We start from the raw sequence: 14,732 nt of genomic DNA, 5'->3' as shown, positions 1-14,732 counted from the left end.
AGCCCGTCAGGCCGCCATGCTGACAATTATGTCACAGCCATCCCTGACGCCCTTACCTCTCCACCCTTGCATCCTCTTGACCCCAGCGTCCTTGCTCCCTCCAGTGCTCCCGACGCCAACAACGGTGAGGCAACGCTTTACTGTGATAGTCTGCAATCTTGATCTCCCATCACCGTTACAGACAGGGAAGGCTGCGACACGATGCCAGATTCTCTCGGGCTTGATACATCCATTATTCCCAATTGGATCAAGACATTGCGGCATGAAGAGGATCATCAGGCCCTGATGATCCTTGAGCTGGCTGCCGACCTGGCTGGCGCTCCCATGGCGATGATCAACCTGCGTGATGGCGAGCAGCTCAAGCGCTGGTTGAGTCTGGACGACAACGTGCATGAGTCCGTCCCCATCAATGATGCGCTGTGTGGCGCGGCGGTACTGCAGGCCAGCCCCCTCATCACGTGTGACGCCCGTCAACATCCGGAACTCGCCGGTTGCTGTTCGGTCCTTTTCGATGGCATACGTTATTACATCGGCCTGCCTCTCAAGGCAGACAATGGCGAGATAATCGGCTGCATGAGCCTGGCGGATGCTGAGCCGCGTCAACAATTGCCCAGCCCGGACGTCCTCGCCCGGCTGGACAAGCTCGCGGACCTGGCGACCGAGGCGCTGAAACGCCAGGTCAATCAAAGCTACCTCAATGCAGAATTCGCAGACAGTCAGTCACGCGCCAGCTGGATATTGCGCAGCATTTCCGATGGCATCATCGAATGGAAAACCGGCAACGAGAGACTGACCATCTCTACCCGCCTGGAAAACCAGTTGGGGTATGAAGCCGGCACACTCGACACTGCACTCGAGGCGTTGCATGAGAGAGTCGCGCCCGACATGCGTGACGACTTCAAGGCCTTGATCAACGCCAAGCGACTGAGCGAAACGCCTTTCAATTGTGAGTTGCTGATCCGCACCCAGCAGGGAGATCATCGCTGGTTCGAGCTGCGCGCTCAATTCGAGGTCAGAAACGGCGCGCCCTACCGCTTCATCGGCTCATTGCTGGATATCCATCAGCAGCATCTGGCCAAGGATGCCCAGGCCGACAAGCTGCGCCGCTATGAACGTCAGCAGGCGGCCTTGATCGAGCTCGGCAACACCCGCCATGATGAGAGCGCGCAGCTCGACAGCCTGCTGCCGTGGTTATGTGAGCAAGTCGCCAAGGGCCTGCAGATACGCAAGGTAAGCTTCTGGTACATGAATGAAGACCGCGACTGTCTTTCGCTTGCCCATGTCCATGATGCATGGGTTCCACCGCCGCACGATGCCACGCATGACACAGTCCCCACTCGCCTTACCCGCACCCATAACCGAGTCTATTTCGAGGCCCTGGATGCCGGACATGCTCTCGCCTTGGCCGATGTGACCAAGGCCAATCAAGAGCTGCTGTTTGATGGCACCTTCCGCTGCAGCGTGAAGGCCATCATCGACAGCCCGATTCGAGTGGCGGGCCAGGTGGTGGCCGTCATCTGCTGTACGGAAAGCAATGCCCCGCGCGAATGGGCAGATGATGAGCAGGCGTTTCTGGCCTCGGTGGCGGATCACGTCTCACAGCTCATGACCGAATTCGAGCAACAGGCCTCTCAGAAACGTCTGCGTGCCAGCGAGCGACGCTACCGCGCCACCTTCGAACACTCAGCTGTCGGCATGGCGCACCTGAGCACCAGTGGCCAGCTGTTGCGCGTCAATCAACGACTCGAGAGCATCCTGGGCTACACCGCCGCCACCTTGTCCCAGAGTGTGATACGCGAACTGATCGAACCAGAGGACCTGGAAAGCTTCCTGCAACAACATCAGGCGCTGATCGAGCAGCGCAAGGACTTCTTCACCCAGCAATGTCGCTTCATCCATGCCTCCGGCAACTCGGTGCATGCAGAGATCAGTGTCTCTGCGGTCGAGGCTACGCCAGACCAGGATGGCTATACGCTGCTGGCGCTGATCGACAACACGCTCAATCACACCATGTCGCAGCGCATGGCCCACGAGGCCAACCACGACAGCCTGACGGGCTTGCTCAATCGTGGCGCCTTCAAGCGTGAACTGACGACACTTTGTGATGATGCGCGCGCCACCCGCGCTCTGCATTGTCTCGCCTACATCGATCTGGACCAGTTCAAGGTCGTCAACGACACCTGTGGCCACTCGGCCGGCGATGCGCTATTGATCCAGCTGGTCGACGTCATTGCCGCCGGCATGCGCAAGCAGGATCGTCTCGCACGCCTGGGAGGGGATGAATTCGGCTTGCTGATGCCCGACATGACGCTGGACGCCGCCGAGGCGCTGCTCGAAGAGATGCGCCAGTCCGTCACCAACTTCCGATTCATGTGGGATGACAAGCTGTTCACCATCAGCACCAGCATTGGCCTGGTGAGCATCGACAGCAATCACAACGACCCGCATCAGCTGCTGAGTGCCGCCGATGCTGCCTGCTATGAAGCCAAGGATGCCGGGCGCAACCGCATCCATCGTCACAGTGAATCCGGTGATGAAGTAGCACGACGCATGCAGGAAATGCACTGGCTGACAGAAATCACCGCAGCCATCGAAGAGCAGCGCCTGGTGCTTTACCAACAGCCGATAGTCAGCACCCTCGCCACTGCACAAGCCATCAACGCAGAGCCAGACGAGGGTCCGCACTGCGAGCTTGACTGCGCTCTACATTACGAAGTGCTGGTGCGCTTGAAAGGCCGGGATGGCACCATCATTGCGCCGGGCGCCTTCCTGCCTGCGGCGGAGCGATATGGCCTGTCAGCCGCCATCGATGAACATGTCATTCGCCAGTACCTGAGCTGGCTGGCGGCGCACCCTGCGCATGCCCAGCGACTGACCATGGTGTCACTCAACCTCTCTGGGCACTCCATCAGCAGCCCGAGCTTTCGCGACCTGCTGGTCACGCTGGTCCGCGACAGTGGCATCCCGGGTGACAAGCTGTGTTTCGAGATCACCGAATCCGTTGCCATCACGCGGCTGGGCGACGCTCGCGCCTTCTTCGAGGCACTCGGCGCACTCGGCTGCTCCTTCGCGCTGGATGACTTCGGGAGTGGAGTCTCCTCCTTCGGTTATCTGAAAAACCTGCCCGTCGACTTCCTGAAGATCGATGGCGCCTTCATTCGCGACATGGACACCAACCGTGTCTCCTACTCCATCGCCCGCGCCATTGCCGAGGTCGCACGTGAAATGGGCATGAAGACCGTGGCGGAATTCGTGGGAAGTGCGCAGGTGCTTGCCTCCGTTGCCACGATCGGCGCCGATTATGTGCAGGGCTATGCGCTGGGCATGCCGGAGCCACTCGAGACCATCGCCATCTGCTCCAATACCGATGACGACCACGGCAAGAACATGTTGACGGAGCGGTCTCCAGCCCGGCATCCAGGGTCAATGACGCTCGAATAGTGCGCCTCTTGCTCCCAGGGCTGGTTGAATCAGGGCTTGCTGAGCCAGGGGCTGCTGAGCCGGAGGATTGCCGAATCAAGGCGGAGCACCTTATGGGCAACCCACAGAGCAGAGCGCGGCCTTTCTACGAAGTCGCACAAAGCCCTCTTCACAAAGCCCTATTTCCAAAGCCCTATTTCCAAAGCCTTTTCCATAAGCCCTGTCGCCAAAAGTCCGCTCTGCAGAACCAGACGAAAGAAGCCCAGCCTCAGAGCGGCAAACGCTACTCAGAGGCTGGGCTTCTCTGCACTGTTTCAGAAGGCTGGGTGCAGGAGGGAAGGTTAGTGGTTTCAGAAACCGGATTCGCGACGCCAGACTCCCACCACTTCACGCCAGGTTCGGCTCAACAGGCTGCGCGGCTCAGTCTCGACATTGACCATGCCGCGCCGGCCAGGCATCGAGAGTGCCAGCGCCTGAGAGAAGTCCACTGGCTCAAGCGTAACCCGATAGAGGCTGCGCATCAGTTCCAGCTGCCCTTCATCACCCTCGCGAACCTTCAAGTCCCCACCATAGGGCGCGGCCATTTCCGGCTGCTCAAGCACTGCGACTGCCTGAGGCTCGACGCTGACCACACGCATTTCCAGCGGCTTGCCTACCGGCGCCAGCGGATAGAACCAGGCAGCGGCTCCCTCATCGACGCGCAACACCTCTTCCTCTTCCACCCAGGCCGTCAGAGTCACCTGCCGGGGATTGCGCAGCGTCATCACCCACTCCCCTTCACCGACCCAGCCCCCTGCTTTCAAGGCAGGATTGAGCGAGTGCACCTTGCCGGTGAATGCCGCCTCCAGCTGACCGGTCGCCTGCTCGGCTTGCAGCGCGCTGACCCGTTGGCGCTGCACGTCAAGATCGGCCTGCACCACCGGGCTATCCTGCAGCAACCTGCGATCCAGACCACTGGCGGAGCGGCGCCAGTCCAGCTGTTCCACGCGACGCTCGGCACTGGCAAGCCGCTGGGTGACTTCCGGGACACTGATGGTCGCCAGCGATTGACCGGCGCTCACCTCGTCCCCCTGGGCGACATCGAGACTCAGCCGGCCACCGAAGGGCGCTTCGAGACGAGCCGAGGGTTGCTCCAGCCACCCCGGCAGGCGCAACTCACTCTGCCAGGGCCAGATCAGCAAGGCTCCCAGCGCCACGACGATCACCCCGGTACGCAACAGAGCCAGATTGGCGCGTGGCTTGCGACCTTCACTGAACCAGCGCCGAATTTCATTCACGATTGGCCGCATGATGAAGTACCAGATCTCGACGGCGAACAGCACGATGCCGAGAAGCTTGAAGAAGAAGTGATAGACCGCCAGGGCGATCCCGAGAAACAGCAGCAGGCGATATACCCAGACGCCCACCGCGAACAGCACCAGGGCACGCTGCGGACGCTCAGGCGGCGCTTCCTTGAAGGCAAACAGCCATTCACGCAGCTGCCAACGTGCCAACGCCTGGGAGCGGGGTTCAAGATTGGGCTGTCGCCAGGCATCGGACAGCAGATAATAGCCATCAAAGCGCATCAAGGGATTGAAGTTGACCAGCGCCGACATGATCCAGGTCGTCGTCGCCAGCCAGAAACACAGGGTGCGCGGCAAGCCTTCCGGCAACAGATGCCAGCATAGTAACGCCAGTACCGCGATCGAGAGCTCGACCGCGACACCCGCGATATCGACGCCAACTCTGTCTCGGGCCTGGGTGAGTCGCCAGGCATCACTGGTATCGGTGTAGAGCACCGGCCAGCCGACGATGAAGGCCACACCGATGGTCGGGACGCGCGCGCCCTTGGCCTTGGCGACGAAAGCGTGCCCCAGCTCATGCAGTATCTTGACGAAGACCAGCGCCAGCCCCAGCGTCAGCCAGCCGCCGACAGCGCCCAGTGCCGCGAAGCTCGCGATGAAGGTATCCAGCTGGCGTACCGTCAGCCATAGGCCTACCAGAAACAGGACCGCCAGGCTCCAGAAGAAGCCGCGGCTGCCCAGCCAGCGTACCTTGTTGACGTGCCGGCTCAGCCAGCGATCCGGATTGGCCAGCGGAATGCGCACGAAGAGATAGTGATGCATCAACCACTTGAGCCCCGTGGGGCGCGACTCAAGACGGCGTTGGTAGCGTTCCTGCTGCCCGGGGTCCCCGCGCACCAGATCATGCTGACGCAGAAATTCCGATAGGGCGCGCAACTGCTCACCAGGCACTTCACGACCGAGACTGGCACTGGCCTGTTTGGCGGCTGCCGCTTCCTGGCCACCGCGAATGAAGGGCAGCAATTCGATGGCGGCCTCGCCCAGCCGATAGAAGCGCTGGGCGACCGGGTCATGCAGCAACCAGCGCCGCTTGCCATCGCGATCCTGCTCGACGGGGTGCAACTTGAGATCTTCGCGCAGCACGGCCAACGGGGGAGTCTGTGAGATCATGCCTTACCACCCGCTCCAGCTGCGCAGCGTGGCCCACGGGCGACGGAACAGGTAATAACCCAGCGTGACCTGCTCACCCTCTACCTTGGCCGTCCCCCGCCAGCCGACGCGCGGCAGGTTCTCGGCATCGCTCAACACGGCATGCGCGCGATAGGCGAGCTCGCCATCCGGTGCCAGCTCGGCCCGATAATTGACATGCGTCAACCGCGCTTCACGAACCTGTGAGGGGTCGACGTTCAAGAACAACGAGACCTCGGCGCCTTCCGGCAGCGGAATGTTGTCGGCACTCGGCAGCCAGATTTCCACCTCAGCGCCCCGGGTGTCAGCCACTTCCAGCAGACGCTCACCCAGCCTGACCGGGCGCCCTGCCCAATCACTGGTATCGCCGAGGATCGCGACCCCATCCCGCGGCGCTTCAACCCGTACACGCGTCAGCTGTGTTTCAAGAAACTCGACGTCGGCACGCGCCTGGTCCACCCGCGCCCTCAACAGCGGCACCTCGGCACTGGCCTCGCGCTCGGTGAAGGAGCGCTGCCGGGCTCGCGCATATTCCGCCTGTGCCACCGCCATGGCCTGATTGGCTTCTGCCAGCCGCCCCTTTAGCTCGGCATCATCGAGACTCGCCAGCAACTGGCCCTTCTCCACCACCTGATTGGGCGCCACGGACAAGTCCTTGAGCACGCCATCCAGGGGCGAGCGGATGATACTGCTGACCTCCGGCACCACTTCCGCCTGCCCCAGTACGGAAAGGCGTACCGGCACCAACATCAGCAGAGCGATCGCCACCAAGGCCGCACCCCACAGCAGACGTTTGCCCACCGGCTGGCGCCTGCGCCCCGAATGACGTGCCAGCACGTTCTCGGCACCTTGCACCCAATGGGTCAGCAGGCGTTGTTCGGCTTCATTCCAGGGCTTCTCGCGCAACAACAGCAAGCCACCCTCGATACGGCCTCGCCATACCATGGGCACCCAGAGTCCTTCACGCGGCCAATACTCACTCCAGTCTTCGGCAAGAGAGGCATCACGCTCCTTGAGGCGCTCCGGCGTCAGTGACATGACCTGCTCGGGCCTGGCCGCCTGTGAGTCACCTGCCTTGGTGGAGGCGACCTGACGATCGAGATCAAATGCCTTGATGACGCGTCTTGCCCAGTGCAAGTAGGGACTCTGCTGCTCGACATCAGTGGCACCGGAGTGTGACGAGAGCTTGCCATTGCTGACCAGCAACATCTGGCGCGCGGGGAAGAGGTAGCCTGTGTCATTGACCAGCACATACTCTGCTTCCTTGCGCCCCTTGGCGCTCATCAAACGCTTCTGCAAGGTGATGAGCCCCGCCAGGCGATCTGTCGTGACATTGCCTGGCATTTCGACCCGCCGATTCATTGTGCCGCCTCTCCACTATCCACATCATCGAGGCTGGAAGGACTCAGAGAGGGAAAACGCACCTCACCACTCATGCCGGGCTTGATGCCGCCATCCGGCTTGGCATCCGGCCGCGCGATCACCTTGAGGGTCTGGCTGACCGGGTCAATGTTGTCGACGACGCGCACGATCTTGCCGGAAAGTTCCGCTCCCGTGGCATCTGCGATGAAGGTCATCGGTGTGCCTGCGCCGACCTGCCCCAGCCACATGGCGGGAATGACGGCCTCGATCTCGAGCTCATCGGAACTCACCAGCTCCATCATCGGCTCGCCATTGGAGACGAACTGATGAGGATTGACCGCACGCGAGACCACTTCTGCATCGAAGGGCGCCGTGATGGTGCAATCACTGAGATAAACATCCGACAGCTTGACCGAGGAACTGGCCTCATTGACCGCTGCTCGCGACAGATCCACGTCCAGCTGGCTGACATTGTCATAGCGCGCCAGCTGCTTGTTGACCTTGTACTGGGAGCTTGCACCGGACAGACGTGCACTCGCGACTGCCCGCTCCGCCTTCAGCGAACGGCAATCGAAGCGCACCAGCACATCGCCCTTGTTGACCTCTTCCCCGACACGCCGATTGACTTCGAGCAGGCGCCCCGAAAGAGGCGCCGCCAGAATGGTGGAATTGACAGCACTGACCTGTCCGCGAACGGTCGGTTGATCCGCCCCGTGCGCAACACCCATCAGCCCGGGCAGCATGGCGACCAGCAGGGTTCCCCCCAACCTCGCCATGCGGCGATTGATACCTTTACCTGCGATCATCATCGTCAGCATCCCTGTTGAAATATGGCGGGAGGCTAGCTTACAGACTGGCCTGACCGTCCTGTGCTTGGGTTGTGTCGGACTGGGCTTCCAGCCAGAGTGCCGGGTCCTGCAGTGGCAGGCTGCCGCCTGACCACTGGCGGAAGGAGGCATCCAGATTGCTGGCCAGCGTATCGACGTCGTAACGCTGATAATCCTCGGGCACCGGATTGAAGCCCAGACTGAACAGGAAGCCACCATAGGCGTCCTGTGCATCAGCGTAAGCCAATGAATTGCTCAGCACGGAGTTCAAGGCCTTGGCCTGATTGAGCAGAGATTGCGTCCCTGAGATCGCACGGCTAGCCCGCGCCTGCTTGCTGAAGTCCGCGATCTGCTCATCCAATGCCTGGAAGCGCTGCGCGATCGCCAGGCTATCCAGCGAGTTGTGGTACTGCTGCCAGCCCAGATTCACCCGTGCCAGCGTCGCCATGTTGCTGGCGAGACGACGCGCTTCGACCATCTGGTCACGCGCCTCGTTCTGAGCCTTGATCTCATCGATCGCGAACAGACGGAAGATATTCCAGCTGACTCGCACACCCGCCTGTGCCCAGGTGTCGTTGTAGAGATAGCTGTTGCTGTCGTAATTGGCGCTGTAGGAGAACTCCAGCCCCGGCAGCAGTCGCACCATGCTCTTGCGCGCTTCACGTTGCGCGATGCGCGCATTGTAGAGCTGACCGACGTACTCTCCGCTGTTGGCCAGCGCGACACGCTCCAACACATCCAGGTCATTGGAAGGCAACGGAGGAAGTTCCGGCAACTCACTCGGCGCCTGCAAGGGGATCTCGACATTGGGCGCCTGATTAATCAGGCTCGCCAGTTCGATCTGCGAAGTCTCGACGGAACGCTGCAAGCTTTTCAGATTGCGCATGATGGAGAGCAGCTGGCGCTGCTCCTGCAGGACATCCAACGGCGCCCGCAATCGTTCGCGCTGGATCTGATCCAGCTGCGCAAGCGCCTTTTCGGTATCTATCAGCAAGGCATCGATGCGCGGCTTCAACTTCTGCGTCACCGCAGCCTTCCAATAGGCGCTGCGCGTCTGCTGAAGCAGCTTGGCCATGATGTCACGCCGGGCGTTCTTGACGATCAGGAAGCGGTCCGCCTCCTGCTTGGCCTTCAGGTAGCTGACACCGAAATCCAGCACGTTCCAGGAAAGGCGCAGATCGGCATCCGTCCGATCCTTGTCGACAGAGGTCGACTGGGCAAGACTCTGCACGCCAGTACGCACGTTCTCGCTCGAGGAGGCATCTTCATTGTTTCGGCTGGTGAAACCGGCATTAGCCGCCAATACCGGCAGCATGTCCATCTTGGCCAGATTGAAGCTCTGCTCGGCCAACGCCTGCTCCATCAGCTTGACGCGATTGTCGAGGTTGTACTTCAGCGCGCGCGCCATCGCATGGTTGAGATCCAGCGGCTCGGTGATGGCCGGTGTCATCTGCTCGAAGAGCATTTCATCGCTCTGGATGGCGGTCGCGATATCCTGACGATCCAGAGGCTCAGGTTGCACGGTGCCACATGCCGACAAGGCAATGCCCGCGGCGCTGATGGCAACCATCGTCGCCAGAGTCTTGAGGCGACCCCGCCCGCGCGACTCAGACAACGCCCGGGCGGTTTCCGTTGTTTTGTTTCCCGTCATGATCTCGCCTCGTTCCCTTGCTCTTGTTCACCCACCCCTTGATATGGGGCAGGCGGACACCTTGTATTGGATAAGCTCACTTTCTCGCTATCGAGAGCTCATTGCGGTTTATTCTGTTAACGATAATCAAGAAATTTCTGAATCATCACTCAACAACGCCATCAGATCGGCCAGCACGTCTGCATGGTCGTGACTGAACCCGTCACGTCCGGCCACCTTGAGCATCTCGGACAGTGGCACGGCACCAGATACGCTAGCCTGATCCTCACCATTTTCGAGATCAGGTGTGCCTGTGACTTCAGTGCTCGGCTCTGCTTCGTCTTCCTGCTGCCCTTCTGCCGGCGGCTGCTCTTCACCGTCGTTGGCGAGGTTGCGGTAATACTCGAGACTCTCTTCCTCTTCCTGCTCAGGCGTCAGGTAGATGACGAAGGTGGTACTGGCCTCATTGCCGGATTCGTCGCGACCGATGACCTTGACGTCGACTCGCTCAACGCCCAAAGACAAGGCCAGCGCCCTATTGACACGGAAGTTGAGGGAATCACTGTCGAAAGCGACATAGTCGGGCAACGGCGACCCATCGGTTCTCGTCGCTTCAACCTTGATCTCTTCATTGTTGGTGCTTTCAAATGCGCCCGCCGGCAGCGCAAATTCATACACGGCTTCATTGGCCACGACATCACGCAGGATGATGGTCAACTGAACCGGCTGAATGCTCGGAATATCCACCAAGGTGGAATCGCTGAGCGGTTGGAAAAGCTCCTCGTCACCTTCCGGCAGGAAGCCTGCTCCACCTTCATCAGATCCAGCTGTTGCTCTGCCCGCCGGGTAACCATTACCGGAGGAGCCTTCGACTGGCGTCACCGGCACCACGGGTTCCGGAACGACGTTGTCGCTGAGACCAGCCACCCGGATCGTCAACTCACCGGCTGCCGTGCCCCCTTCTCCATCACTGACCACGAAGCTGAAGTCATCCGTCACCTGCTGACCATCATCGAGGGATTGGACGGCATCACTGTCGTTGTCCAGCACATACTTCCAGGTGCCATCGACAGAGATGATCAACTGACCGTAGGTGCCCTGGATTACGGTATCGCTGCCAGCGACGGCCTGACCATTGACGCTCGCAATGAGCAGTGAATCACCATCGCCATCGACAGTCACCGGCTCGCCATCAGCATCGACCAGCAGGCTGCCCTCAGCTGTCGTCACTCCGTCCTCGGAGACGTCCGCGCTCTGATCCAATGCCTGCGGCGCCGGATTCCCTACCTCGAAGGTGAAGGTCGTGGTGACATCCAAGCCATTCTCGTCGGTGCCGGTCAGCGTGACGGTATAGATACCATCGTTGTTGTCACCGCCGGTGGAGGCATCCGGGGACAGCGTGCCGCTGATCTCGCCGGTGATCGGGTCAATGACCAGACCTTGCGGCAAGTTGTCGACGCTGTAGGTCAGTACCGCCCCGTCGTCGACGTCGGTGAAGGCATCGGCAATGGTGAACGGTGTGATCGTGTCGCCGTCATTGGCACTCTGATCAGCCGGCTGTGCGTCATCGACCAACACCGGCGCATCGTTGGTGCCGCTGATGGTGACGGTGAGCAGCACCGTGTCAGTACCGCCCTGGCCATCGGAGATCACGTAGGTGAAGGTCTCGGTGAGCACTTCCCCTTCGGCCAGCGCCTGAACCGCTGGGTTGCTGTTGTCCAGCGTGTAGGTGTAGCTGCCGTCCTCGGCAATGGTGACGCTGCCGTAGGTGCCGGTGACCGGCGTGCCTGCGGCGGTGTCAGTTCCGGCATTGGTGCCAGCACCGATGCCGCTGACGACCAGCGCATCCGTGTCGTTGCCGCCATCGACATCGACGTCCCCATTGATGTCACCATCGCTGAGCACATTGCCGGTCGTAGTGCTGGTGTCGCTGGTCGCAACGCCCTCATCCAGCTCGGCAGTGTTGTCGAAGGCTTCCGGCGCGACGTTGGCCACGAAGAAGTTCAACGTGACGTCAGCCGATTGGCCTTGCTCATCCGTGGCTGTCACTGTCACGGTGTAGCGTCCGTCCGTCGGGGTGTTGCCTGACTGGGAGGCATCGTTGGCAATTGTGCCGCTGATGACACCCGTCACCGGATCAATGACCAGACCATCTGGCAGATTTTCGGCCGTATAGCTCAGCTGAGCGCCGCTATCGACGTCCTGGAAGGCATCCTGAAGGCTGATCGGTGCAATCTCTTCCCCGTCACTTCCCGTCTCTACCTGCGGAGCTCGAAGGGTCGCCCTTGGCGCATCATTGGTGCCGTTGATGGTGACGGTGAGCAGCGCCGTGTCGGTACCGCCCTGGCCATCGTCAATCTGGTAGGTGAAGGTCTCGGTGAGCACTTCCCCGTCGGCGAGCGCCTGAACCGCTGCGTTGCTGTTGTCCAGCGTGTAGCTGTAGCTGCCGTCCTCGGCAATGGTAACGCTGCCATAGGTGCCGGTAACCGGCGTGCCTGCGGCGGTGTCAGTACCGGCATTGGCGCCGGCACCGATGCCGCTGACGACCAGCGCATCCGTGTCGTTGCCGCCATCGACATCGACGTCACCATTGGTATCGCCATCACTGAGCACATTGCCGGTCGTGGTGCTGGTGTCGCTGGTCGCAACGCCCTCATCCAGCTCGGCAGTATTGTCGAAGGCTTCCGGCGCGACGTTGGCCACGGTCCAGGTCAAGGTCGTGGTGACCTCGGCGCCGTTCTCGTCAGTGCCGGTCAGCGTGACGGTGTAGATGCCGTCAGCGTTATCACCGCCGGTGGAGGCATCCGGAGACAGCGTGCCGCTGATCTCGCCGGTGGTCGGGTCGATGACCAGACCGTCCGGCAGGTTGTCGACGCTGTAGGTCAGTACCGCTCCGTCGTCAACGTCGGTGAAGGCATCGGCAATGGTGAACGGCGTGATGGTATCGCCGTCATTGGCCACCTGATCCGCCGGCTGAGCATCATCGACCAGCACCGGCGCATCGTTGGTGCCGTTGATGGTGACGGTGAGCAGCGCCGTGTCGGTACCGCCCTGACCATCGGAGATCGCGTAGGTGAAGGTCTCGGTGAGCACTTCCCCGTCGGCGAGCGCCTGAACCGCTGGATTGCTGTTATCCAGCGTATAGGTGTAGCTGCCGTCCTCGGCAATGGTGACGCTGCCGTAGGTGCCGGTGACCGGCGTGCCTGCGGCGGTGTCAGTCCCGGCATTGGCGCCAGCACCGATACCACTGACGAGCAACGCATCCGTGTCGTTGCCGCCGTCGACATCGACGTCACCATTGGTGTCACCATCGCTGAGCACATTGCCGTTCGTGGTACTGGTGTCGCTGGTGGCGATGCCCTCATCCAGCTCGGCGGTATTGTCGAAGGCTTCAGGCGCGACGTTGGCCACGAAGAAGTTCAATGTGACGTCAGCCGATTGGCCTTGCTCATCCGTGGCTGTCACGGTCACGGTGTAGCGACCGTCCGTCGGGGTGTTGCCTGACTGGGAGGCATCGTTGGCAATTGTGCCGCTGATGACACCCGTCACCGGATCAATGACCAGACCATCTGGCAGATTTTCGGCCGTATAGCTCAGCTGAGCGCCGCTATCGACGTCTTGGAAGGCATCCTGAAGGCTGATCGGTGCAATTTCTTCCCCGTCACTTCCCGTCTCTACCTGCGGAGCTCGAAGGGTCGCCCTTGGCGCATCATTGGTGCCGTTGATGGTGACGGTGAGCAGCGCCGTGTCGGTGCCGCCCTGCCCATCGGAGATCTCGTAGGTGAAGGTCTCGGTGATCACCTCGCCTTCGGCGAGCGCCTGAACTTCCGCATTGATGTTGTCCAGCGTGTAGGTGTAGCTGCCGTCTTCGGCGATGGTGACGCTGCCGTAGGTGCCGGTAACCGGCGTGCCTGCGGCGATGCCAGTGTCGGCATTGGCGCCAGCACCGATGCCGCTAACGACCAGCGTATCCGTGTCGTTGCCGCCGTCGACATCGACGTCACCATTGGTATCGCCATCGCTCAGGACATTGCCGGTCGTAGTGCTGGTGTCGCTGATCGCGACGCCCTCTTCCAGCTCGGCAGTGTTGTCGAAGGCTTGCGGTGCAACGTTGGCCACGGTCCAGGTGAAGGTCGTGGTGACCCCAGCACCATTCTCATCGGTGCCGGTCAGCGTGACGGTGTAGATGCCGTCAGCGTTATCACCGCCGGTGGAGGCATCCGGGGACAGCGTGCCACTGATCTCGCCGGTGGTCGGATCGATTACCAGGCCATCCGGCAGGTTGTCAGCAGAGAAGCTCAACTCTGCTCCGTTATCAATATCAGTGAAGGCATCCGCGACAGAGAATGGTGTGATGGGGTCGCCATCATTACCGCTTTGATTGACTGGCTGCTCACCATCCACAAGCACCGGCGCATCGTTGGTGCCATTGATGGTGATCTGGACGACCTGCTCCGCGGTCACACCCTGGCTGTCGGTGACGACCACGGTGTAATCCAGCACCAGGCTTTCGCCGACGGCGAGGTGATCGAAGGCTTCGCCTTCGACGCTGGAACTATCGAAGGTCCAGTTCAGCGTGCCGTCATTGCTGACGCCATCGATGATGGCATCGGCATCGACGGAGAGCATGCTCAGCAGCTGATCGTTGCTCAAGCCATCGGCATCGCCGTCGGTGGTCACGGCGGTGACGCTCGGCGTGACTTCGTCGGTGGTATCCAGATCGCTGACGGACAACGTGCCAGCGGTGGTCAGGGTGTCGTCGGTCTCGGTCAGTGACTCGGAGGCGCTGTCGTCGCCTTCGATGGCAATGACAGGTGCATCGTTGGTGCCGTTGATGGTGATGCTGACAACCTGCTCGGCAGTGGCCCCCTGGCTGTCGGTGACAAACACGGTGTAATCCAGCACCAGGCTCTCGCCCACCGCGAGGTGATCGAACGCCTCGCCTTCGACGCTGGAACTATCGAAGGTCCAGTTCAGGGTGCCGTCGTTGCTGACGCCATCGATGATGGCATCGGCGTCGAC

6 protein-coding genes are annotated in these 14,732 nt (G+C 61.1%); 1 reads left to right on the top strand and 5 read right to left on the bottom strand.

What is annotated here, in order from left to right; all coding sequences use genetic code 11:
• The first annotated feature begins 201 nt into the window (after positions 1-201).
• The gene (locus CDPAHKCJ_RS11510) at positions 202-3,441 is read left to right on the top strand and encodes an EAL domain-containing protein (RefSeq protein ID WP_166019930.1); all 3,240 of its coding nucleotides are present in this window, start codon (positions 202-204) and stop codon (positions 3,439-3,441) included.
• Between the two features lie 329 nt (positions 3,442-3,770).
• Here CDPAHKCJ_RS11510 and CDPAHKCJ_RS11505 read toward each other — a convergent pair whose 3' ends face one another.
• From CDPAHKCJ_RS11505 to CDPAHKCJ_RS11485, 5 genes are all read right to left on the bottom strand, one after another.
• The gene (locus CDPAHKCJ_RS11505; RefSeq protein ID WP_166019929.1) at positions 3,771-5,873 is read right to left on the bottom strand and encodes an HlyD family efflux transporter periplasmic adaptor subunit; all 2,103 of its coding nucleotides are present in this window, start codon (positions 5,871-5,873) and stop codon (positions 3,771-3,773) included.
• A gap of 3 nt (positions 5,874-5,876) precedes the next feature.
• Positions 5,877-7,175: an HlyD family efflux transporter periplasmic adaptor subunit gene (locus CDPAHKCJ_RS11500; protein ID WP_166019928.1), complete on the bottom strand. Its 1,299-nt coding sequence runs from the start codon at positions 7,173-7,175 to the stop codon at positions 5,877-5,879.
• Positions 7,176-7,249: 74 nt separating this feature from the next.
• On the bottom strand, positions 7,250-8,062 hold the full coding sequence (locus CDPAHKCJ_RS11495; protein WP_166019927.1) for an efflux RND transporter periplasmic adaptor subunit: 813 nt from the start codon (positions 8,060-8,062) through the stop codon (positions 7,250-7,252).
• A gap of 37 nt (positions 8,063-8,099) precedes the next feature.
• Positions 8,100-9,731 carry a TolC family protein gene (locus CDPAHKCJ_RS11490; RefSeq protein ID WP_166019926.1) on the bottom strand — a complete coding sequence of 544 codons (1,632 nt, stop codon included), beginning with the start codon at positions 9,729-9,731 and terminating at the stop codon, positions 8,100-8,102.
• 126 nt (positions 9,732-9,857) lie between these two features.
• The coding region (locus tag CDPAHKCJ_RS11485; protein WP_205700858.1) for a VCBS domain-containing protein at positions 9,858-14,732 on the bottom strand (4,875 nt) is incomplete at its 5' end.

Origin of the sequence: Cobetia sp. MB87 (assembly GCF_011319755.1) — a bacterium.
Lineage (GTDB): Bacteria > Pseudomonadota > Gammaproteobacteria > Pseudomonadales > Halomonadaceae > Cobetia.
This window is presented reverse-complemented; position numbering and strand designations above follow the sequence as displayed.

Bases quoted from the DNA above. Each gene is read 5' to 3' on its own strand.
- CDPAHKCJ_RS11510 (WP_166019930.1), top strand. From the start codon at position 202: ATGCCAGATTCTCTCGGGCTTGATACATCCATTATTCCCAATTGGATC.
- CDPAHKCJ_RS11505 (WP_166019929.1), bottom strand. From the start codon at position 5,873: ATGATCTCACAGACTCCCCCGTTGGCCGTGCTGCGCGAAGATCTCAAG.
- CDPAHKCJ_RS11500 (WP_166019928.1), bottom strand. From the start codon at position 7,175: ATGAGCGCCAAGGGGCGCAAGGAAGCAGAGTATGTGCTGGTCAATGAC.
- CDPAHKCJ_RS11495 (WP_166019927.1), bottom strand. From the start codon at position 8,062: ATGATGATCGCAGGTAAAGGTATCAATCGCCGCATGGCGAGGTTGGGG.
- CDPAHKCJ_RS11490 (WP_166019926.1), bottom strand. From the start codon at position 9,731: ATGACGGGAAACAAAACAACGGAAACCGCCCGGGCGTTGTCTGAGTCG.